General features: G+C 65.2%; 21 protein-coding genes. 10 read left to right on the top strand and 11 right to left on the bottom strand.

Features of this window, described 5'->3' with window-relative positions; genetic code table 11:
• Window positions 1-4 precede the first annotated feature (4 nt).
• The 8 genes from lepB to rpoE all read right to left on the bottom strand — a co-directional run bounded on the left by lepB (window position 5) and on the right by rpoE (window position 6,911).
• Window positions 5-973 (bottom strand): signal peptidase I, encoded by a 969-nt coding sequence (lepB, locus tag QUG03_RS06320; RefSeq protein WP_199225869.1) that lies wholly within the window; start codon window positions 971-973, stop codon window positions 5-7.
• The gene (gene lepA, locus QUG03_RS06315) at window positions 974-2,767 is read right to left on the bottom strand and encodes a translation elongation factor 4 (protein WP_500819662.1); all 1,794 of its coding nucleotides are present in this window, start codon (window positions 2,765-2,767) and stop codon (window positions 974-976) included.
• A 173-nt stretch (window positions 2,768-2,940) separates the two neighbouring features.
• A complete protein-coding gene (locus QUG03_RS06310) occupies window positions 2,941-3,180 on the bottom strand; it encodes a glutaredoxin family protein (RefSeq protein ID WP_107799404.1) in 240 nt (79 codons plus the stop codon).
• Complete coding sequence (locus tag QUG03_RS06305) at window positions 3,177-4,595, bottom strand: DegQ family serine endoprotease (RefSeq protein ID WP_107799405.1); 1,419 nt, start codon at window positions 4,593-4,595, stop codon at window positions 3,177-3,179. The genes QUG03_RS06310 and QUG03_RS06305 overlap by 4 nt, the downstream gene beginning before the upstream one ends.
• Window positions 4,577-4,828: a hypothetical protein gene (locus tag QUG03_RS06300; RefSeq protein WP_486637044.1), complete on the bottom strand. Its 252-nt coding sequence runs from the start codon at window positions 4,826-4,828 to the stop codon at window positions 4,577-4,579. Before QUG03_RS06300 ends, QUG03_RS06305 begins: the two co-directional genes overlap by 19 nt.
• Window positions 4,825-5,784, bottom strand: a complete 960-nt coding sequence (locus QUG03_RS06295; protein WP_107799406.1) for a MucB/RseB C-terminal domain-containing protein — start codon at window positions 5,782-5,784, stop codon at window positions 4,825-4,827. Before QUG03_RS06295 ends, QUG03_RS06300 begins: the two co-directional genes overlap by 4 nt.
• Complete coding sequence (locus QUG03_RS06290) at window positions 5,785-6,309, bottom strand: sigma-E factor negative regulatory protein (RefSeq protein WP_500819661.1); 525 nt, start codon at window positions 6,307-6,309, stop codon at window positions 5,785-5,787.
• 2 nt (window positions 6,310-6,311) lie between these two features.
• Window positions 6,312-6,911, bottom strand: coding sequence for an RNA polymerase sigma factor RpoE (gene rpoE, locus QUG03_RS06285; protein WP_043641588.1), 600 nt, complete (start codon window positions 6,909-6,911; stop codon window positions 6,312-6,314).
• A gap of 293 nt (window positions 6,912-7,204) precedes the next feature.
• On the opposite strand from rpoE, the gene prpB reads away from it, so the two are divergent.
• From prpB to prpF, 6 genes are all read left to right on the top strand, one after another.
• Window positions 7,205-8,092 carry a methylisocitrate lyase gene (gene prpB, locus QUG03_RS06280; protein WP_488877901.1) on the top strand — a complete coding sequence of 296 codons (888 nt, stop codon included), beginning with the start codon at window positions 7,205-7,207 and terminating at the stop codon, window positions 8,090-8,092.
• Window positions 8,082-8,408 carry a cupin domain-containing protein gene (locus QUG03_RS06275; protein WP_500819660.1) on the top strand — a complete coding sequence of 109 codons (327 nt, stop codon included), beginning with the start codon at window positions 8,082-8,084 and terminating at the stop codon, window positions 8,406-8,408. The genes prpB and QUG03_RS06275 overlap by 11 nt, the downstream gene beginning before the upstream one ends.
• Before the next feature lie 32 nt (window positions 8,409-8,440).
• Entirely contained in the window at window positions 8,441-9,589 is a 1,149-nt protein-coding gene (gene prpC / locus QUG03_RS06270) for a bifunctional 2-methylcitrate synthase/citrate synthase (protein WP_500819659.1), read from the top strand.
• Window positions 9,590-9,644: 55 nt separating this feature from the next.
• A complete protein-coding gene (acnD, locus tag QUG03_RS06265) occupies window positions 9,645-12,251 on the top strand; it encodes a Fe/S-dependent 2-methylisocitrate dehydratase AcnD (protein WP_500819816.1) in 2,607 nt (868 codons plus the stop codon).
• Window positions 12,252-12,810: 559 nt separating this feature from the next.
• Window positions 12,811-13,149 (top strand): endonuclease domain-containing protein, encoded by a 339-nt coding sequence (locus QUG03_RS06260; RefSeq protein ID WP_500819658.1) that lies wholly within the window; start codon window positions 12,811-12,813, stop codon window positions 13,147-13,149.
• 52 nt (window positions 13,150-13,201) lie between these two features.
• On the top strand, window positions 13,202-14,392 hold the full coding sequence (gene prpF / locus QUG03_RS06255) for a 2-methylaconitate cis-trans isomerase PrpF (RefSeq protein ID WP_500819657.1): 1,191 nt from the start codon (window positions 13,202-13,204) through the stop codon (window positions 14,390-14,392).
• 7 nt (window positions 14,393-14,399) lie between these two features.
• Here the strand turns inward: prpF and QUG03_RS06250 are convergent, their stop codons facing one another.
• On the bottom strand, window positions 14,400-16,046 hold the full coding sequence (locus tag QUG03_RS06250) for an acyl-CoA dehydrogenase family protein (protein WP_500819656.1): 1,647 nt from the start codon (window positions 16,044-16,046) through the stop codon (window positions 14,400-14,402).
• A gap of 57 nt (window positions 16,047-16,103) precedes the next feature.
• On the opposite strand from QUG03_RS06250, the gene QUG03_RS06245 reads away from it, so the two are divergent.
• Together QUG03_RS06245 and dapA are read left to right on the top strand one after the other, a co-directional pair.
• Complete coding sequence (locus tag QUG03_RS06245; protein WP_500819655.1) at window positions 16,104-16,748, top strand: TetR family transcriptional regulator; 645 nt, start codon at window positions 16,104-16,106, stop codon at window positions 16,746-16,748.
• Window positions 16,749-16,830: 82 nt separating this feature from the next.
• Entirely contained in the window at window positions 16,831-17,733 is a 903-nt protein-coding gene (gene dapA / locus QUG03_RS06240; RefSeq protein WP_500819654.1) for a 4-hydroxy-tetrahydrodipicolinate synthase, read from the top strand.
• 76 nt (window positions 17,734-17,809) lie between these two features.
• Here dapA and QUG03_RS06235 read toward each other — a convergent pair whose 3' ends face one another.
• Both QUG03_RS06235 and QUG03_RS06230 read right to left on the bottom strand, forming a co-directional pair.
• Window positions 17,810-18,310: a YajQ family cyclic di-GMP-binding protein gene (locus QUG03_RS06235; RefSeq protein ID WP_019099884.1), complete on the bottom strand. Its 501-nt coding sequence runs from the start codon at window positions 18,308-18,310 to the stop codon at window positions 17,810-17,812.
• 55 nt (window positions 18,311-18,365) lie between these two features.
• Window positions 18,366-19,247: a MurR/RpiR family transcriptional regulator gene (locus tag QUG03_RS06230; RefSeq protein ID WP_235088962.1), complete on the bottom strand. Its 882-nt coding sequence runs from the start codon at window positions 19,245-19,247 to the stop codon at window positions 18,366-18,368.
• Window positions 19,248-19,546: 299 nt separating this feature from the next.
• Here QUG03_RS06230 and QUG03_RS06225 point away from each other — a divergent pair, with 299 nt between their 5' ends.
• Window positions 19,547-20,917, top strand: coding sequence for a glutamine synthetase family protein (locus QUG03_RS06225; RefSeq protein WP_488906012.1), 1,371 nt, complete (start codon window positions 19,547-19,549; stop codon window positions 20,915-20,917).
• Window positions 20,918-22,303, top strand: a complete 1,386-nt coding sequence (locus QUG03_RS06220) for an aldehyde dehydrogenase family protein (protein WP_500819653.1) — start codon at window positions 20,918-20,920, stop codon at window positions 22,301-22,303.
• Window position 22,304 lies beyond the last annotated feature (1 nt).

The raw sequence follows: 22,304 nt of genomic DNA, 5'->3' as shown, positions 1-22,304 counted from the left end.
TTTATCAGTGAATGGTTTTGCCGATGCGGGACAGGTCGCCAAAGTTCATCCAGATCATGAAGGCCTTGCCCACCATCAGCTTGTCGTTGACGAAGCCCCAGTAGCGGCCGTCCAGGCTGTTGTCGCGGTTGTCGCCCAGCATGAAGTAATGGCCGGCCGGCACCTTGCAGACAAAACCATTGTCATCATAGCGGCAGTTGTCGCGGAACGGGAAGTCCTGCACCTGGCTCAAAGCCACAGTGGGCGAACCGTCGTTGTTCAGCACCGAGTACGTGCGCGACCCCATGGTTTCCTTGTAGCGCTTGGCGTTGATCATCATCAAGCCCTGCTCCAGGTATTCATAGTTGCCGTCGTCGGCGTCCGGCAGCGGCTTGCCGTTGACGCTCAGGCGCTTGTCGCGGTACTCGACCACGTCGCCCGGCAGGCCGATGGCGCGCTTGATGTAGTTGACCTTGGGGTTGGGCGGGAAGTTGAACACCACCACGTCGCCGCGCTCCACCTTGTCCACCGGCGCGAACACGGTGTTCAGCACCGGCACGCGCAGGCCGTAGGTGAATTTGTTCACCAGGATGAAATCGCCCACCACCAGGCCCGGACGCATCGAGCTGCTGGGAATCTGGAACGGCTCGGCGATGAAGGAACGCAGCAGGAACACCACCAGGATCACCGGGAAGAAGCCGCGAGAATAGTCGACGAAATGGCCGGCCGGGGTCTCCGCCGCGCGGCGCTTGGCCAGCACCAGCTTGTCCGCCAGCCATACCGCGCCGGTGATCAGCACGAAGACCAGCATCACCGCGGTGAAGCTCATATAGTTGGACAGCAGACCGAAGCCGCCGATCAGCACCGCCAGATAGCCCCACTGCACCGCCTGCGGCCAATCCTTGGCGCCCTCTTGCTTCTTGCCGCCAAAAGCGATCAGCATGCCGCCGATCGCCACCGCCACGACAAACACCCAGAACAGATTTCCGCCCACTTATTTGTCCCCTACTTGAAGGATTGCCAGGAATGCTTCCTGCGGAATTTCCACATTGCCCACCTGCTTCATGCGCCTCTTGCCCGCCTTCTGCTTCTCCAGCAGTTTTTTCTTACGGGTGATGTCGCCGCCGTAGCACTTGGCCAACACGTTCTTGCGCAAGGCCTTGACCGTCTCGCGCGCGATGATGTGGCCGCCGATGGCCGCCTGCACCGCGATATCGAACATCTGACGCGGAATCAGTTCACGCATCTTGGACACCAGTTCGCGGCCGCGGTAGACGCTGGAGGCGCGGTGCACGATCAGCGACAGCGCGTCGACCTTCTCGCCATTGACCAGCACATCCAGCTTGACCAGATCGGCGCTCTGGAATTCCTTGAATTCGTAATCCAGCGAGGCGTAGCCGCGGCTGGTGGACTTCAGCTTGTCGAAGAAGTCCATCACCACTTCGTTCATCGGCAGATCGTAGGTGAGCATCACCTGACGGCCCATGTACTGCATATTGCGCTGTACGCCGCGCTTCTGGTTGCACAGCGTCATCACCGCGCCGACATAGTCTTGCGGCACCAGGATGGTGGAGGTGATGATGGGTTCGCGCAACTCGTCGTACTTGCCGGCGTCCGGCATCCGCGACGGGTTGGACACCACTTCCACCACGCCGTCCTTCATCACCACTTCGTAGTTCACCGTGGGCGCGGTGGTGATCAGGTCCATGTCGAACTCGCGCTCCAGGCGCTCCTGCACGATCTCCAGGTGCAGGAGGCCGAGGAAGCCGCAGCGGAAGCCGAAGCCCAGCGCCTGCGACACTTCCGGCTCGTACTTCAGCGAAGCGTCGTTCAACTGCAGTTTTTCCAGCGCGTCGCGCAGCGCTTCGTAGTCGTGGCTTTCCACCGGATACAGGCCGGCGAATACCTGGGACTGCACTTCCTTGAAGCCCGGCAGCGCCTCGGTGGCCGGCTTGGACACCAGGGTGATGGTGTCGCCGACCTTGGCCGATTTCAATTCCTTGATGCCGGCGATGACGAAACCCACCTCGCCCGCGTTCAGATTCGGACGCTGGACGGATTTGGGCGTGAACACGCCCACCTGCTCGCACAGATGCTCGGCGCCGGTGGCCATGAACTTGATCTTGTCCTTGGGCTTCAGCGAACCGTCGATCACGCGCACCAGCATCACCACGCCGACGTAGTTGTCGAACCAGGAGTCGACGATCAAAGCCTTCAGAGGGCCGCCCGCATCGCCCTTTGGCGGCGGAACCTTGCTGACCACTTCTTCCAGAATGTCCTCGATGCCGATGCCGGACTTGGCCGAAGCGCGCACCGCGTCCGCCGCCTCGATGCCGATAATGTCTTCGATTTCCTGGCTGACGCGCTCCGGCTCGGCGGCCGGCAGGTCGATCTTGTTCAGCACCGGCACCACTTCCACGCCCAGCTCGATAGCGGTGTAGCAGTTGGCCACGGTCTGCGCTTCCACGCCTTGCGAGGCGTCCACCACCAGCAGCGCGCCTTCGCAGGCGGACAGCGAGCGCGACACTTCATAGGAAAAGTCCACGTGTCCGGGGGTGTCGATCAGGTTCAGGTTATAGACCTGACCGTCGCGCGCCTTGTAGCTCAAGGCCGCGGTCTGCGCCTTGATGGTGATGCCGCGCTCTTTCTCGATGTCCATCGAGTCCAGCACCTGGGCGCTCATTTCGCGCATTTCCAGGCCGCCACAGAATTGAATGAAGCGGTCGGCCAGGGTCGATTTGCCATGGTCGATATGGGCAATGATCGAGAAATTTCGAATGTTTTTCATGATATCCAGCAAAAGATAAGGGCACGCTAGCGTGCCCGGAACTGCCGATGGAAGCCGCGGGCCTGATGAAAGCGGCTCATCATCAGGATTGCGACCTCTAAAGCCGTTAACAGCCCATCCAGCAAGCGGGGGCACCCAAGTGCCCCCGATATAAACTCACACTGGCGCGGATTTTAGCCGATTTCGCCCAAATGTGCAGCCAATGCGGCCTGATCCAGGCGCCAATGGCAGATTTCGGTCTCATCCGCCATCAGAACCGGCACCAGTTCGTTGAAGCGGCGCTCCAGCTCCGGGTCGGCGTCGACATCGACGACGTCCAGCTCGAAGCCGTAGCGCTCGCGCCAGGGCTGCAGCTCGGCCAGCATCTGATGGCACAAGCTGCAGTATTCGCGGAAATACAGCGTCAGTCTCACTTGCCGTCGCCCACCGGCAGCGGGATGAACTGGGTAATCCCCTGACGCAGCACTTGCAGCGCGATCGACGAGCCCTTCTTGGCCGCGGACAAGGCGGACTTCAGCTGCTCGACATTGGCCAGCGGCTCGCTGCCGATGCCCACGATCACGTCGCCCGGCTGAATGCCCGCGCGCATCGCCACATTATTGGCGCCGCGCACCAGCAGGCCGTACTTGATGCCGGCGCGCTGCAACTGCGCCGGATTCAGCACCTGCAGCCGCAAACCGATCTGCGAGAAGCTCTGCTCGGCCGGACGCTCCTGCTGCGAGCCGCGGTATTCGCGCTGCGCCAGCCTCGGGTCCTGATCCTGCTGCTCCACCGGCACCACCTTGGCCGACACCGCGGCGCGAGCGCGCCACAGGCCCAAGGTCACCGGCTTGCCGGGCGGAATGCTGCCGATCAGCCGCTGCAGATCGGAGCCGGATTCAACCGGCTTGCCGTCCACTTGCTGGATGATGTCGCCGGGCTTGACGCCGGCCTTGGCCGCCGGGCCACCCGGCTCCACCGCGTTGATCAGCGCGCCGGCCGGCTTGGCCAGGCCGAAGGAGGCGGCCAGATCCTGGCTCAACTCCTGGATCACCACGCCGATCTTGCCGCGGCTGACATGGCCCTTGGCCTTCAGCTGAGCCACCACGTCCATCGCCACATCAATGGGGATGGCGAAGGAAATGCCCATGAAACCGCCGGAACGGCTGAAGATCTGGGAATTGACGCCCACCACTTCGCCCCTGGCGTTGAACAGCGGGCCGCCGGAATTGCCGGGGTTGATCGCGGCGTCGGTCTGAATGAAGGGCACGAAGGTTTCATCCGGCAGCATGCGGTTCTTGCCGGAGACGATGCCGGAAGTGGCGGTGTTCTCGAAGCCGAACGGCGAGCCGATGGCCAACACGCCTTCACCCACCTTCAAGGCATTGGCGTCGCCGCGGCGCACCACCGGCAGCTTGTCGGCTTCAATTTTCAACAACGCCACGTCGGTACGGGCGTCGGAGCCTATCACCTTGGCCTTGTACTCGCGCTTGTCCGTCAGCTTGACGGTGATTTCATCGGCGCGGGCCACCACGTGCGCATTGGTCAGCACATAGCCGTCGGCGGAAATGATGAAGCCGGAACCCAGCGACGACTCTTGCCGCTCCTGGGCGCGCGGCGGCGCGAAACGACGGAAGAATTCAAAGAAGGGGTCGCCGCTCATGCCCTCGGGCAGATCGTTGCTGACCTCGCGCACCGTGGACTTGGTGCTGATGTTGACGACGGCCTTGCCCTCGTTAGAGACAATCTGGCTGAAGTCCGGCAGTTCCGCGGCCATTGCAGCGGGCACCGCGCCCGCCATAATAGAGGCCGCCAGCATGGCGGAAACAATCAGTTTTTTAACCGGCATGAGCGCTCCATCTTGATATGTTGTGTTTGAGACGCGCCGGCGGAAGCCGGCTGGGGAATTTCAGCGTCGAACCGGCCGCGCGCCAGGCGCCCGGCCGCGGCGTTCGCCGCCGAGAAAAACAGGAAAGCCGGCGTCAAGGCGCCGGCGCCGCCCGGTCCGTTCCGCGCAAGCGCGCCGCCGGAGGCCGGGCCTCCGGACGGGCTTGCAGGAACGTCCACGAGCTTGGCCGTCATGGCTTGAGGCTGACTTTCAACCCTTTCAGCAGCCCCATCATCGCCGGCTCGGGCATATCGCCCACCGCGGTCAGCTGATAGCTGCCTTGCGGACCGGTGGCCATATTGATGGCGCCGTGCAGATTGCTGCTACGTTCCAGCCGCGCGCCTTCCGGCTGCGTCTCGACGAACAGCGACAGCATCACCAAGCCGTCGGAATACACCATGTGGCGCACCGACTTGCCCGCCTGGCCCGGCAGACTGCGCTGCACCGAGCGCAGCAGATGGAAGCCGTTGGGCAGCCCGGACACATCGTTGTCCACTTGCGCGCCGGCCTGCGGCGTCGACGCGCCGCCGGAGCGCAGCAGGAACTTCTGCGCGAACTTGGGCCGATAGGCTCGCTTGTCCTTGGGGCCGTTCAGGTCGATGTCGGTGAAGGTGAACTGCTCCACCGCCTCGCCCTTGGGCGACAAGGTCACCATCTTCAAAGGCAGCGAGGTCAGCGGCTCCACGCACATGCGCAGGCTGTAGCGCTGCCTGTCCTTGGGCCGCAGCTCCAGCAGATTGCAATCGCGCTGAGCCACCCGGTCGCTGCCCACGTGCTTGAGCGCATACGACTGGTTGATCTCGCTCATGTCCTCCGGCAGCAAGGCCGGAAACAGGCGCATCGCGCTGATCTTGGCCGCGTTCAAGGCTTTCTTGTCCGGCGCGAAACAGGCCAGCTCATTGCCTTTGCGGACAATTTCGCGGGAAGGCCCGTCCAAGGACGTCCGCTTTTCCCGCATGGCTTCGCCTTGGCCTTCCCTGACGATGTGGAAGGTTTCCAGCGTGCCGTTCATCTGGTGCAGATAGGTGCCGTTCAGCGCCTGCTGGCGTCCGGCAGCCGCCACATTGCGCAGCAGCTGCCAGTCATCCTCTGCATGGGCGGCAGGCGCGGCCGCCACAACCATCAAACTGATCAGAGGAATTACACGCATTTAACGGCGAGCTCCGTTTCCGTAGGATACTTTCATATTGCCTTGTTCGGAGGTCACTTCCTGATGAGCCAGCAAATAGGGGTCGTCGCGCTCGGGCTGGCTGGCTTGCGCCGGCTGGGCCACTTGCACCGGCACGCCCTTGTCCGCCACCAGCGAGGCCGGCTCGCCGCGGTGCGAGAGCTGCTGCCAGCCCACCACGGCAGCGAAGCTCACGCTGGCGGCCAGCGCCACCGCGCCTGCGGTGCGGACGCTAGCGACCAAGGCCACCCCGCCTGCGGCGCGGCCGCGCGCCGGGCGCAACCAGCCCCGCGGCGCAAGCACCGTGGGCTCGTCCGCCAGCCGGCTGGCGACCTGCTCTCGCACATTGAGCGCAACCATGCGGTTGGCGCGCATCGCGTCGCCAATCAAGTGATACTCGCCCCAGGCGGCATCCAGTTGCTTGTCAGATGAAATGGAGGCGATGGCTCTGCCTATGTCAGAGTCGTCCAGTTCGCCATCCATCATCGCGGATATCGTTTCTTTCATACCTACCACCTTCTGTTCTTGGCCGTATCCAGCAAAGGCCTGAGCTCGGCAGCAATCGCCTCGCGCGCCCGGAAAATCCGCGAGCGCACGGTGCCTATCGGGCAATCCATCACCTTGGCGATTTCATCGTAGGATAGACCGTCCATTTCCCTGAGCGAAATTGCGGTTCTTAGTTCCTCCGGCAAAGCCTCCACGGCGGCATTGACCGTTGCCAGAATCTCCTTATTCATCAGCTCGGTTTCGGGCGTGTTCAGGTCGGGCAGCTGCGACGCCATGTCGAAGCTCTCGCCGTCCTCGTCCTCTATCTCGCTGTTGACCACCGGACGACGTCCGGAGGCGCTAAGGAAATTCTTGGCAGTATTGATGCCGATTCTGTACAGCCATGTGTAAAACGCGCTCTCGCCACGAAACGACGGCAAGGCACGATACGCTTTGACAAACGCCTCTTGCGTCACATCCTCGATGTCTGCGCCGTCGCGGATAAACCGCGACAACAACCTGGCGAGACGTCGCTGATACTTGGCAACAAGCAGATCGAAAGCTCTTTTTTCACCTCGCTGGGCACGCTCCACCAACTGTTGATCGAGATCCCGATCACTCATGTCGTTGTTATGCTCCCTGATTTGCCCACTAGTCGTGTTTGTGGTCGTTGTATGTGGACTGTGACTAGACCACCGCGCTTGCGATGAGTTCCCCCACGCGATTCAGCAGCGAAACATAACAGACCTCGAACAAAACTTGAACATTTGTTTTAACCGTATTGCCAGCGCTCAAACCAGCCCTTACACTCCTACCAAGCACTTGCTTGAATGACATAGAGATAACAATGCAAAGCCAAATAGTTTCCGACTTCACGGCTTTGCCGTTTCTCCGCAACTTTTAGGAACCCAACGCGATGAGCACTCCCGGCCAACGCTTCCGTCTGGCGGTAGCACAAGAACAGCCCTTGCAGGTGGTGGGCGCGGTCAACGCCTACGCCGCCCGGCTGGCCGAGCACTCCGGCTTCAAGGCGCTGTATCTGTCCGGCGGCGGCGTGGCCGCCTGCTCCTGCGGCATCCCGGACTTGGGCATCACCACGCTGGAAGACGTGCTGATCGACGTGCGCCGCATCACCGACGTCACCGAACTGCCGCTCCTGGTGGACATCGACACCGGCTGGGGCGGCGCCTTCAATATCGCCCGTGCGGTCCGCAGCCTGGAGAAGGCCGGCGCCGCCGCGGTGCATATCGAGGACCAGGTGCAGCAAAAACGCTGCGGCCATCGCCCCAACAAGGCCATCGTCAGCCAGGAGGAAATGGCGGACCGCGTCAAGGCGGCGGTGGACGCGCGCCGCGACGACGGCTTCGTGATCATGGCGCGCACCGACGCGCTGGCGGTGGAGGGCCTGGACGCCGCCATCGCGCGCGCCGTCGCCTGCGTCGAAGCCGGCGCAGACATGATCTTCCCGGAGGCGATGACCGATCTGGCCATGTACCGCCGCTTCGCCGAGGCGGTGAAAGTGCCGGTGCTGGCCAATATCACCGAGTTCGGCGCCACCCCGCTGTTCAATACCCGCGAGCTGGGCGAACACGGCGTCGGCCTGGTGCTCTATCCCTTGTCCGCCTTCCGCGCGATGAGCCAGGCCGCGCTCGACGTCTACGGCGCGATCCGCCGCGACGGCGGCCAACAGGCGGTGCTGGACACCATGCAGACGCGCGCCGATCTGTACAGCCATCTGGACTACCACGCCTACGAACAAAAGCTGGACGCGCTGTTCCGCCAGGAAGGCCATGGTGCCGAATAATCTGTTTGGCGACATCCCGGCGCAGTTGCCGGAAGAGTTGCTGCAGACTTTATTCAGCGGCGCGAAAGGCTTCCGCGTCGAGCGCATCGTCTCGCGCGGCCATGCTTCGCCGGAGGAATTCTGGTACGAACAGGACGAAGATGAATGGGTGCTGCTGCTGTCCGGCGCGGCGGAACTGGAATACCAGGACCCGCCCCGGCGTCTCAGGCTGAAACCGGGCGATTGCGTGGCCATCCCCGCGCGTCGCCGGCACCGGGTGGCCTGGACCGCGCCGGAGCGGGACAGCGTCTGGCTGGCCGTTTTCTACGAAAAATAATCATTCCGCAGGTCTGCGATCAGGAGAAAAGCATGAGCGAAACCGTTGTTGGCATCAAACCCAAGAAATCCGTAGCCCTGTCCGGCGTCGCCGCCGGCAATACCGCGCTGTGCACCGTGGGCCGCAGCGGCAACGATCTGCACTACCGCGGCTACGACATCCTCGACCTCGCCGGCCGTTGCGAATTCGAGGAAGTGGCCTATCTGCTGGTTCACGGCAAGCTGCCAAACAAGGCCGAGCTGGTCGGCTACAAGAAAAAGCTGAAATCGCTGCGCGGCCTGCCGGCCGCGGTGAAGGCGGTGCTGGAGGCGCTGCCGGCCAGCGCCCATCCCATGGACGTGATGCGCAGCGGCGTGTCCGCGCTGGGCTGCGCGCTGCCGGAGAAGGACGATCACAACCAGGCCGGCGCGCGCGACATCGCCGACCGGCTGATGGCCAGCCTGGGCTCGATGCTGCTGTACTGGCATCATTTCAGCCACAACGGCAAGCGCATCGAGGTGGAAACCGACGACGACAGCATAGGCGGCCACTTCCTGCACCTGCTGCACGGCGAAAAACCGTCTCAGGAATGGGTGCGCGCGATGCACACCTCGCTCAATCTTTACGCCGAGCATGAATTCAACGCCTCCACCTTCGCCGCCCGCGTCATCGCCGGCACCGGCTCGGACATGCACAGCGCCATCGCCGGCGCCATCGGCGCCTTGCGCGGCCCCAAGCACGGCGGCGCCAACGAAGTGGCCTTCGACATTCAGCAACGCTATGAAAGCCCGGCCGACGCCGAGGCCGACATCCGCGAGCGCGTGGAGCGCAAGGAAGTTGTGATCGGCTTCGGCCACCCGGTCTACACCATCTCCGATCCGCGCAACAAGGTGATCAAGGACGTGGCGCGCGAACTGTCCAAGTCCGCCGGCAACAGCAAGATGTTCGACATCGCCGAACGGCTGGAAACCGTGATGTGGGACATCAAGAAGATGTTCCCCAATCTGGACTGGTTTTCCGCGGTCAGTTACCACATGATGGGCGTGCCCACCGCCATGTTCACCCCGCTGTTCGTCATCGCCCGCACCAGCGGCTGGAGCGCGCACGTGATCGAGCAACGCCAGGACGGCAAGATCATCCGCCCCAGCGCCAACTACACCGGACCGGAAGACCAGGTGTTCGTGCCGCTGGAACAGCGCTGACCGGACCGGGGGCCGTCGCGCCCCCGCCCCTGATTTTCAAATTGGCCAAGACATGATGAATTCCGCTTACCGCATTCCCCTGCCCGGCACCGGGCTCGACTATTTCGACGCCCGCGCCGCCGTCGACGCCATCCGCCCCGGCACCTGGGAGCAACTGCCCTACACCGGCCGCGTCCACGCCGAAAACCTGGTGCGCCGCTGCGAACCGGCGCTGCTGGGCGACTGCCTGGAGCAGATCGCCCATCGCAAGCGCGAGCGCGATTTCCCCTGGTTCCCGGCGCGCGTGGTCTGTCACGACATCCTGGGCCAGACCGCCCTGGTGGACCTGGCCGGCCTGCGCGACGCCATCGCCGATCAGGGCGGCGACCCGGCCCAGGTCAATCCGGTGGTGCCGGTGCAGTTGATCGTCGACCATTCGCTGGCGGTGGAATGCGGCGGCTTCGACCCGCAGGCTTTCGAAAAGAACCGCGCGATCGAAGACCGGCGCAACGAAGACCGCTTCCATTTCATTGAGTGGACCAAGAGCGCCTTCGACAATGTCGACGTGATCCCCGCCGGCAACGGCATCATGCACCAGATCAATCTGGAGAAAATGTCGCCGGTGATCCACGCCGACAACGGCGTGGCCTACCCGGACACCTGTGTCGGCACCGACAGCCACACCCCGCACGTGGACGCGCTGGGCGTGATCGCCGTCGGCGTCGGCGGCCTGGAAGCGGAAAACGTGATGCTGGGCCGCGCCTCCTGGATGCGGCTGCCGGACATCGTCGGCGTGGAGCTGTCCGGCAAGCCCGGCCCAGGCATCACCGCCACCGACGTGGTGCTGGCGCTGACCGAATTCCTGCGCCAGCAAAAAGTGGTGGGCGCTTATCTGGAATTCTACGGCCCGGGCGCGGCGGCGCTGACCCTGGGCGACCGCGCCACCATCTCCAATATGGCGCCGGAGTACGGCGCCACCGCGGCGCTGTTCTTCATCGACGAGCAGACCCTCTCCTATCTGAAGCTGACCGGCCGCAGCGATGAGCAGGTCCGGCTGGTGGAAAGCTACGCCAAGACCGCCGGACTGTGGGCCGACACGCTGCAAAACGTCGTGTACGAGCGAGTGCTGCGCTTCGACCTGTCCAGCGTGGGCCGCAACCTGGCCGGCCCGTCCAACCCGCACAAGCGGCTGCCGGTGTCGGCGCTGGCCGAACGCGGCATCGCCGTCAATCTGGCGCAGGCGCGCGCGGAGGAGGCCCAAGGCCTGATGCCGGACGGCGCGGTGATCATCGCCGCCATCACCAGCTGCACCAATACCTCCAACCCGCGCAATGTGATCGCCGCCGGCCTGCTGGCGCGCAACGCCAACCGGCTGGGCCTCGCCCGCAAACCCTGGGTGAAGTCCTCGCTGGCGCCCGGCTCCAAGGCGGTTGAGCTCTATCTGAAGGAAGCCGGCCTGCTGTCTGAGCTGGAACAGCTGGGTTTCGGCATCGTCGCCTTCGCCTGCACCACCTGCAACGGCATGTCCGGCGCGCTGGAGCCCAAGATCCAGCAGGAGATTGTGGAACGCGATCTGTACGCGACGGCGGTGCTGTCCGGCAACCGCAACTTCGACGGCCGCATCCACCCCTACGCCAAACAGGCCTTCCTGGCCTCGCCGCCGCTGGTGATCGCCTACGCCATCGCCGGCACCATGCGCTTCGACATCGAAAAAGACGTGTTGGGCGTCGCCGACGGCAAGGAGATCCGGCTCAAGGACATCTGGCCGGACGACGCGGAGATAGACGCGGTGCTGCGCCAGGCGGTCAAGCCCGAACATTTCCGCCAGGTCTACGAGCCGATGTTCGCCATCCGGCGCGACGGCGCCGCCAAGGCCAGCCCGCTGTACGCATGGCGGCCGCAGTCCACCTATATCCGCCGCCCGCCGTACTGGGAGGGCGCGCTGGCCGGCGAGCGCACGCTGCGCGGCATGCGTCCGCTGGCCCTGCTGCCGGACAATATCACCACCGACCACCTATCGCCTTCCAACGCCATTCTGCTGGACTCGGCGGCCGGCGAATACCTGGCGAAAATGGGCCTGCCGGAGGAGGACTTCAACTCCTACGCCACCCACCGCGGCGATCACCTGACCGCGCAGCGCGCCACCTTCGCCAACCCCAAGCTGTTCAATGAAATGGTGTTGAACGAAGACGGCTCGGTACGCCAGGGCTCGCTGGCGCGCGTGGAGCCGGAAGGCGAGACGATGCGGATGTGGGAGGCGATCGAAACCTATATGCGGCGCAAGCAGCCGCTGATCATCGTCGCCGGCGCCGACTACGGCCAGGGCAGTTCGCGCGACTGGGCGGCCAAGGGCGTGCGCCTGGCCGGCGTCGAGGCCATCGTCGCCGAAGGCTTCGAACGCATCCACCGCACCAATCTGATCGGCATGGGCGTGCTGCCGCTGGAGTTCAAACCCGGCGTCAACCGCAAGACGCTGGCGCTGGACGGCAGCGAAACTTACGACGTGATCGGCCAGCGCCAGCCGCGCGCCGAGCTGACGCTGCTGATCCACCGCAAGGACGGCCGAACGGAGCAAGCGCCGGTGACCTGTAGGCTGGACACCGCGGAAGAAGTGTCGATCTACGAGGCAGGCGGCGTGCTGCAGCGTTTCGCGCAGGACTTTTTGGAGGGGGCGGGAGGCTGAACCCCTCTCCCCCGGCCCCTCTCCCTCAAGGGGAGAGGGGTGACTTTTAACTTCATTTTATTTATGGCATCAGCCGACGATTCCATCGCCTGGTTTGCCAACAAGGTAAAGTAGGCAGGTTAACTGCCAGCAGCTCAACAAACCCCTCCTCCCTCACGGGAGGGGGAGCCTTTCAACTTCATTTTATTTATGGCATGAGCCAGCGACTCCATCGCCTGGTTTGCCAACAAGGTAAGGCTCGCAGGCTAAATGTCAGCAGCTCAGCAAACCCTTCCTCCCTCGCGGGAGGGGGGACTTTCAACTTCATTTTATTTCTGGCACGAGCCGACGATTCCATCGCTTGGTTTGCCAATAAGGTAAGGTAGGCAGGTTAACTGTCAGCAACTCAGCAAGTCCTTCCTCCCTCACGGGAGGGGGAGCCTTTCAACTTCATTTTATTTCTGGCACGAGCCAGCGACTCCATCGCTTGGTTTGCCAACCAAGGTAAGGCACGCCAACTAACTGTCAGCAGCTCAGCAAGCCCCTCTCCCCCTGCGGGAGAGGGGTTGGGGAGAGGGGTATGCGCCAGCTCGATTTCGCCAAGTCCTTACGGCGCAATATGACCGACGCCGAACAGCGACTCTGGAAGCAGCTCCGCGCCCACCGGCTGAACGGCGAGAAATTCCGCCGCCAACAGCCGATCGGCCCCTACATCGTCGATTTCGTCCACTTCGGCTCGCGGCTAATCATAGAGGCGGACGGCGGCCAGCATCATGAAAGCCGCGGCGTCGCCGCTCGCGACGCTTGGCTGCAGGCGCAGGGCTTCAGAGTCATGCGCTTCTGGAACAACGATATTCTGCACAATCAGGACGCGGTCCTAGAAGCGATCTGGCAAGCGCTAAACGCCCGGACACAATGAACACAGCGGCGTCCCGACAACGGAACCGCCGCAAGCACAGGAAAAACAGCATATGACTCAGTCTGCCCAGATCCGCATCCCCGCCACCTATATGCGCGGCGGCACCAGCAAAGGCGTGTTCTTCCGTTTGCAGGACTTGCCGGAGGCCGCGCGCCGGCCGGGCGCGGCGCGCGACGCGCTGCTGCTGCGCGTGATCGGCAGCCCGGACCCTTACGGCAAGCAGATAGACGGCATGGGCGGGGCCAGCTCCAGCACCAGCAAGACCGTGATCGTGTCCCCCTCCTCGCGCCCGGGCCACGACGTCGATTATCTGTTCGGCCAGGTCGGCATAGACAAAGCCTTCGTCGACTGGAGCGGCAACTGCGGCAATCTGTCCGCCGCGGTCGGCCCCTTCGCCATCGCCGGCGGCCTGATCGATCCGGCGCGCATTCCCGCCAACGGCGTGTGCAGCGTGCGCATCTGGCAGGCCAATATCGGCAAGACCATCATCGCCCATGTGCCCATCACCGCAGGCCAGGTGCAGGAAACCGGGGATTTCGAGCTGGACGGCGTCACCTTCCCCGCCGCCGAGATTGCGCTGGAGTTCTTGGACCCGGCCGATGAAGGCGATGGCGACGGCGGCGCGATGTTCCCCACCGGCCAATTGGTGGACACGCTGGAAGTCCCCGGCGTCGGCGTCTTCCCGGCCACGCTGATCAACGCCGGCATCCCCACCATCTTCGTCAAGGCCGCCGACATCGGCTACAGCGGCGCCGAGTCGCAGGACGCGATCAACGCCGACCCGGCGGCGCTGGCGCGCTTCGAGGCCATCCGGGCCCACGGCGCGTTGAAGATGGGGTTGATTGAAACGCTGGGAGAAATCGCCAGCCGCCAGCACACGCCCAAGATCGCCTTCGTCGCGCCGCCGGCCGACTACACCGCCTCCAGCGGCAAGCCGGTGCGCGCCGCCGACATCGACCTCCTGGCGCGGGCCATGTCCATGGGCAAACTGCATCACGCGATGATGGGCACCGCCGCGGTGGCCATAGGCACCGCCGCGGCCATTCCCGGCACCCTGGTCAACCTGGCCGCCGGCGGCGGCAAGCGCCGGATGGTGCGCTTCGGCCATCCGTCCGGCACCTTGCGCGTCGGCGCCGAAGCCCGTCAGGAAAACGGCGTCTGGACGGTGACCAAGGCGGTGATGAGCCGCAGCGCGCGGGTGTTGATGGAGGGTTGGGTGCGGGTGCCGGGCGACGCGCTCTGAGTCCGACTCAGACCGGCAAGGCGCGCTGCAGGATAGCCTCGATATCCAGCCGGCATCCGTTCAGCGCGCCGGCCACCCGCCCCCATTGCCCGTCGTCCAAACGGCTGGCGATAAAACCCTGGGCCGAAGCCGACGGCGCATGGCGCGCCAGCAGGCAGGCTTGCGCCGTCAGCGCCAGCAATTGGGCGAAACGCCGCCCCAAAGGCTCAAGCTCGGCCGGCCTGGCGGCCATCTGGCGCAATTGCGCCAGCGCCGCCGCCAGCGCCGGCTCGCCGCCGGACAGGCCGGCCAAATCCTCCAGCAGCGCCTGCCAGGCTTCGGGCTCGCGCTGCAGCGCGCGGATCAGATCCAGGCACATCACATTGCCGGAGCCCTCCCAGATCGAATTCAACGGCGCTTCGCGATACAGGCGCGCCATCGGTCCGTCGACATAGCCGTTGCCGCCGAACACTTCCATCGCCTCGCCGCTGAGCTCCACCGCGCGCTTGCACACCCAGAACTTGGCCGCCGGCGTGACGATGCGCTTCCAACCCCGCTGCGCCGGCGCGTCCTCTCGTTCAAAGGCCTCGGACAGCCGCGCCGCCAATTGCAGCGCCGCCTCGCTTTCCAGCGCCAGGTCCGCCAACACCGCGCGCATCAGCGGCTGCTCGGCCAGCCGCTTGCCGAAGGCCATGCGCCGCCGCGCGTAGGCCAGCGCCTGCACCGCGCCCTGGCGCAGCAGCGCGGCGCTGCCGATCACGCAGTTGAGCCGGGTGTAGCCGGCCATTTCGATGATGGTGGGAATGCCGCGGCCCTCCTCGCCGATCAGCACGCCCCAGGCGTCCTGGAACTCCACCTCGCACCCGGCGTTGCTGCGATTGCCCACCTTGTCCTTCAGGCGCTGGATCCGCACCGCGTTGCGCTCGCCGTCCGGCCGCCAGCGCGGCAGATAGAAGCAGCACGGCGCGCCGTCGGCGGTCTTGGCCACCACCAGATGGGCGTCGCACATCGGCGCCGACCAGAACCACTTATGGCCGCGCAGCAGGTATTCTCCGCCGCGGCCCCCGGCGCCCAAGGGCGTCGCCTGGGTGGTGTTGGCGCGCACGTCGGAGCCGCCCTGCTTCTCGGTCATGCCCATGCCTATCCAGGCCGACGTCTTGCGTTCCAGCGGCAGATCGCGGCTGTCGTGAACGCGGCTGAACAGCTTGTCGCCCAGCTGCGCCCACAGCGCCGGCTCGCGCCGCAGCAAGGGAATGGCGGCCTGGGTCATCGTCGCCGGGCACAAGCTGCCGGCTTCCACCTGGCCATGCAGATAGAGGCCGGCCATCGCCGCGGTCCAGCGGCCCGGCCGCTGACTGTCGAAAGGCAGGCTCACCAGGCCCTGCTCACGATACAGCGCCAAGAACTGGTGCCAGGCCGGGTGGGAATTCACCTGGTCGACGCGACGGCCGCGGCGATCGAAAGCCCGCAACTCCGGCGCATGGCGGTTGGCTTGCTCGGCCAGTTCGAAGCTGTCCGCCCGCCCCAGGCGCTCGCCGTAGGCGCTGAGCCCGGCCTCGGACCAGCCCGCGTCGGCGCGCCGCAGCGCCTCGCGCAAAGCCGGGTCGCTGTCGTACAGCGAGTAATCCGCCAGTTCTTCGTACTGGTTGCTCACTTCATGGGTTTGCCAGATCATCGTTCCGTCTCCTCGCGCCGCGTTCGCGGCCATGACGAAAGTATAAGGAAAGCGGCGATGCGACATGTTCGGGTTTCCCCCACCGCGGCGCAGCAAGCCGAACAGGCCGCGCCGGCCACGCGCCGGCGTCCGCGCCAGTCGCGTTCGCGCGCCAGCCTGATCGCGCTGCAACAGGCCTTTGTTCAGGTTTTGCTCACGCGCGGCTACGCCAAAACCACGGTGCGCGAGGTGGCCGCCGTCGCCGGCGTGGCGGTCGGCACCTTTTATCAGTACGTGCGCAATATGGACGGCCTGGCCGCGCTGTGCATCCATCAGCATGTGCACGCGCTGGCCGGCGCGCTGCGCCAATGCGCCGCCGCCCGCCGCGGCGCGGATCGCCGCGATATCGCCATCGCGCTGCTGACCTTGCAACTGGACACGATCCAACGCCAGGCGCCGGCCTGGAGCGCGCTGTTCCAACTGGAACGACGCGTGTCTTCGCTGGACGCCTACCGCCGCCACTATCAGCAATACGTGGATATCTGGCGCGCCGCATTGGCCGCCGCCGCCGAGCCGCCGCCGCGACTGGACGCCGCCGCGCGCATGGCTCACTGTCTTTGCTACGGAAGCATTTCGCAGACCTTGCTGACCCAAGGGCCGACCGCGGATCTCGCGGCCCTGCGCCCGGAATTGGAAGCGGCGCTCAAGGCCTGTCTGGGCTGAAACCGCGGGAAAGGCGTCGCAATAAGGAGTAGAATCGGCCACAGCCGCCGCCAAGGCGGCCAAGAAGAACAAAGGAAGCAAAATGACAGAACATTGGGGCAAGGTGCTGACCGCCATGGTCACGCCCTTCGACGAGGCCGGCCGGCTGAATCTGGACGCGGCGCGGCAACTGGCCAGACATCTGGCGGCCAACGGCAGCGACGGCCTGGTGGTGGCGGCCACCACCGGCGAGGCGCCGACGCTGAGCGACGAGGAACGCCGCGATCTGGTGCGCGCGGTCAGCGAGGCGGTCACCATCCCGGTGCTGGCCGGCACCGGCAGCAGCCACACCGAACACGCGATCGCGCTGACGCGCGAGGCCGCCGGCCTGGGCGCCGCCGGCGTCTTCGTGGTCGGCCCCTATTACAGCCGCCCGCCGCAAGCCGGCATCGAAGCCCATTTCCGCGCGGTGGCCGCGGCCACCCGGCTGCCGCTGATGGTCTACGACGTGCCGGGCCGCACCGGCCGCCGCATCGCCGCCGACGTGCTGCTGCGGCTGTTCCGCGAGGTGGACAATATCGTCGCCTTCAAGGACGCCACCGGCGACCCGGCCGCGGCGGCCGCGCTGCTGGCCGCCGCCGGCGAGCACTTCTCGCTCTACTCCGGCGACGACGCGCTGACCCTGCCCTTGCTGGCGGTGGGCGCGGTGGGCGTGGTCGGCACCTCCACGCACTGGACCGGGCCGGAGTTCGCCCGCATGATCGCCGCCTTCGAACAGGGCGACACGGCGCAGGCGCGGCGCGTCAACGCCGGCTTGCAGGAATCCTTCGCCTTCTCCAACACCGACGCTTCGGTGTTTTCGATGTCGGTGAAAGCCATGCTGCGGGTGCAGGGTCTGCCGGTGGGCCAATGCCGGCTGCCGCTGCCGCCCACCGGCTCCGCCGAGGAGGAACAGGCGCGGCTGGTATGGGAGCGGCTGCAGCTGCGCCGCGCCGCCGCCTGTTAAAGCGGAACGGCAATGAAAAAAGGAGCCTGTCGGCTCCTTTTTTCATTTCGCGCGTGTTCATGTCGCGCGACGGCGTTCAATCGCGGAAGTTGTTGAACTGCAGCGGGAAGCCGTTTTCCTTGTCGTCGGCGATTTCCTTGCGCATCAGCGCGATGCATTCCTGCAGCACGTCGCGCTTGGCGCCGGACACGCGCACCGCTTCGCCCTGGATGCTGGCCTGCACCTTGAGCTTGGCGTCCTTGATCAGCTTGACGATTTTCTTGGCCAGGTCGGACTCCAGCCCTTCTTTCACCGTCAGCACTTTCTTCACCTTGTTGCCGCTGACTTTTTCCAGCTTGCCGTACTCCATGCAGCGCACGTCCACGCCGCGCTTGGACAGCTTGTTCACCAGAATGTCGTTGACCTGGTCCAGTTGAAACTCGGCGTCGGCGTACAAGGTCAGTTCCTTGTCTCCGGTTTCGATGCGGGCGTCGCTGCCCTTGAAGTCGTAACGGGTGGACACCTCTTTATTGGCTTGCTCCACGGCGTTGCGCACTTCCACCTTGTTCACTTCGGACACGATATCGAAAGACGGCATGAAATATTCCTAATAATGCTTGATGCCGACATTTTAGAGGCTGGCTCCGCCCTTGTCACTCGGCCGCCCGTTCGTTGCCCTCGCCGCCTTCGCCCAAACGCGCCCGCATCGCTTCCACCTCCTTGAGCCGGCCGCTGATGCGGTCCCAATGCCGCGCGTTCAAGGCGGCGATCACCGCGTCCACCAGCATCATCAGCGGCGTGTTGCTGTCCCAGCCGGCCGGTCCGGCGGTGTGCGCCGCCAAGGTGTAGCGCGCCACGCGCGCCACCGGCGACAGCCACTGATCCGTGAACAGCAGCACGCTGGCCTTGCGCTGCGCCGCCATTTCCGCGATGCGCAGCGCGTCGTCCCAGTAGCGGCGGATGTCGAAGATCACCAGCACGTCCGGCCGGCCCATGTCCACCAGCGAATCCGCCCAGCTTGCCGGCACCCCGCGCAAATGCACCACGTCCGGCCGCACCACTTTCAGATGGTGGCAAAGATAGGCCGCCAGCGGATCGGTCAACCGCCCGCCCAGCAGCCAGATCCGGTGCTTGCGCTCGCCCAGCAGGTCCACCGCGCCGTCGAACTCGGCGCGCGGCACCTGGGCCGCGGTCTGGCGCATCAGCTCGGCGATGCGCTCGGCGTGGCTGGCCAGAAAATCATGGTCTCCCTGCAACTGTCCCGGATCATGGCGCATCAGCGGCGATTGCAAGCGCAATTCCAGTTCTGCGCGCAGCGCGGACTGGAAGGCGGCGTAATTGTCGAAACCCAGCTTGCCGATCAAGCGCAGCACCGTCGGGCCGCTGACGTCGGCGCGCTGCGCCCATTGCGCGATGGTTTCCAGGCCGGCCACCGGATAGTTGGCCAGCAGCGCCCGTCCCACCTTGCGTTCGGTGGGGGTCAACGCTTCGAACAGCGCGCGGACTTGCTCCGCGATCGAGCGGCTTTGGCTCATTCTGTTGCCCCTTTGGCGATGCACGACTGCCCTCGTGCCGCGCAGCATAACAGCGCCGGTGTAAAAACGGCATTGTGTCATTGCGCCCACACTGCCGCCCATATTCTAATATTTATTACAAATTTGGCTTGATTCATTTTTTTTTAACGAATAATACTACCCAAACAACATGGCGGCGACAAAAAAGCAGCCCACAAGGCAGCGACAAATCACCGCCAAAACAGACAGTTGCAAGCCAGACGATGAACGCTCTGCCGGTATCGGGGAAGTCAGACCGCGGCAATCAGGGAGAGACAGCGATGGAAGCACGCGACGTAAAGACAATCGCGGATTTGAAGGTTTTGATCGAAGAACGCCGCCTGAGTCAGATCAAGGTGGGCCTGGTGGACATGGACGGGGTGATGTGCGGCAAATACATGTCGCGCGACAAATTCCTGTGCGCCCTGGAAGGCGGCTTCGGCTTCTGCGACGTGGTGTTCGGCTGGGACGTGGGCGACAAGTTGTACGACAACACCCTGCTCACCGGTTGGGGCCGCGGCTACGGCGACGCCGAGGTGCGGCTGATTCCCGAATCCTGCCGCGACCTGCCGCTGGAAGGCGATATGATCTTCGTCCAGGGCGAGGTGGTGGGCCGGCTGGAAAGCCTCTGTCCGCGCGGCCTGCTGCGCCGGGTGCTGGAGCGCGCGCGCGACATGGGCTTCGACGTGCTGGCCGGCTTCGAATACGAGTTTCTGGCGGTGGACGAAGACAACGACGCGCTGCAGCAGCGGCTGTACCAGCACCCCAAGCCGCTGGGCAGCGGCGCCTTCGGCTACTCCATTCTGCGCAGCTCGGTAAACACCGACTTCTACCGCGCGCTGCTGGACCTGTGCGAGCGGATGCAGATGCCGATCGAAGGCCTGCACGAGGAAACCGGACCCGGCGCGCTGGAAGCCGCGCTGTGCGTGGACAACGCCTTGCGCGCCGCCGACAACGCCGTCTGTTTCAAGACCTTCTCCAAGGTGCTGGCAGAGAAACAGGGCCGCATGCTCTGCTATATGGCCAAGTGGCACCAGGAGCAATCCGGCCAGGGCGGCCACATCCATATCTCGCTGCGCCGCCGCGACGGCGGCGACAGCGCCTTCCACCAGCCGGGCCGCGAACACGCGATCAGCGACGCGATGCGCCACTTCATCGGCGGCATCCAGCGGCTGATGCCGGAATTCATGAGCCTGGCCGCGCCCACGGTCAACAGCTTCCGCCGGCTGGTGCCCGGCTATTGGGCGCCCACCAGCTCGCTATGGGGCGTGGACAACCGCACCGTGGCCATCCGCGCGATTCCCGGCAGCGCCAAATCGCAACGCGTCGAATACCGCCTGCCCGGCGCCGACAGCAATCCCTATCTGGCGCTGGCCAGCGGCCTGGCCGCCGGCCTCTACGGCATCGAACACCGGATCGAGCCGGAAGAACCGGTCAGCGCCAACGGCTATCTGCTGGACGCCCCGCCCCATTTGAAACTTCACCGCACCTTGTGGGAGGCCGCTCAGGCGCTGCGCGGCTCCGCCGCCGCCCGCGACTGGTTCGGCGACGACTTCGTCGATCACTTCGCCGCCACCCGCGAATGGGAGGAACGCGAGTTCCAGCGCCATGTCACCGACTGGGAATTGAAACGCTACTTCGAGATCATCTAAATGAGCGAAAACTACTCCGTCATCACCCCGCTGGACGGTTCCACCCTGCTGCAGCGCGGCTACACCAGCCCGGTCCAGACCCAGGCCGCGCTGGACGCCGCCCGCGCCGCCCAGGCCGGCTGGCGCGCCACGCCGCTGGCCGAACGCAAGGCCTTGATCGGCCGGGCGGTGGACTGGCTGATCGCCCACAAGAGCGACTGCGCCGACGCCGTCACCCGCCAGATAGGCCGGCCCATCCGTCAGTCCCCCGGCGAGATCGGCGGCTTGGCCGAGCGCGCGCGCCATATGCTGGACATCGCCGAGGAGGCGCTGGCCGACCTCCACCCCGCGCCCAAGCCCGGCTTCGAGCGCTGGCTGCGCCGCGAACCGCTGGGCACGGTGCTGGTGCTGGCGCCGTGGAACTACCCCTTCCTCACCGCCATCAACACCATCGCGCCGGCGCTGGCCGCCGGCAACTGCGTGCTGCTCAAGCATTCCTCGCAAACCCCGCTGATCGCCGACCTGTTCCGCCAGGCCTGCGCCGCCGCCGGCCTGCCCATCGGCGTGTTCCAGACCCTGGAACTGGACCATGCCGCCACCTTGAAACTGACGGCCACGCCGGATATCGACTTCGTCGCCTTCACCGGCTCGGTCAGCGGCGGCCGCGCGGTGCAAAGGGCGGCCGCCGAGCGCCTCATCGGCGTCGGCCTGGAGTTGGGCGGCAAGGACCCGGCCTATGTGCGCGCCGACGCCGACCTGCCGGCGGCGATAGAAAACCTGGTGGACGGCGCTTTTTTCAATTCCGGCCAGTCCTGCTGCGGCATCGAACGCATCTATGTGCAGCGCCAGCGCTACCGAGACTTCGTTGACGGCTTCGTCGAGCTGACCCGGACCTATCGCTTCGGCCATCCGCTGGACCCGGATACCAATCTGGGGCCCATGGTGCGCGCCGGCGCCGCAGACTTCGTGCGCGGCCAGATCCAGGCGGCGCTGGCCACCGGCGCGCGCGCGCTGATTCCGGCCGGCCATTTCGCCGCCGACGCGCCGGGCAGCGCCTATCTGGCGCCGCAAGTGCTGGTGGACGTGGACCACGCCATGAGCGTGATGCGCGAGGAGAGCTTCGGCCCGGTCATCGGCATCATGGCCGTGGACTCCGACGAGGAGGCGCTGCGGCTAATGAACGACAGCGCCTACGGCCTGACCGCCTCGATCTGGACCGCGGACCGCGACGCCGCCGTCCGCCTGGGCCAGCAACTGGAGACCGGCACCGTGTTCATGAACCGCTGCGACTACCTGGACCCGGCGCTGGCCTGGACCGGGGTCAAGGACACCGGCCGCGGCGTGTCCTTGTCCACGCTGGGCTATCAGCAGCTGACCCGGGTCAAATCCTTCCATCTCAAGGGGTAAG

It is taken from the genome of Chromobacterium sp. CCUG 30098 (assembly GCF_059916605.1).
Note: the sequence above shows the minus strand (reverse complement) of the source record. Positions and strands in the feature narration are given on the sequence as shown.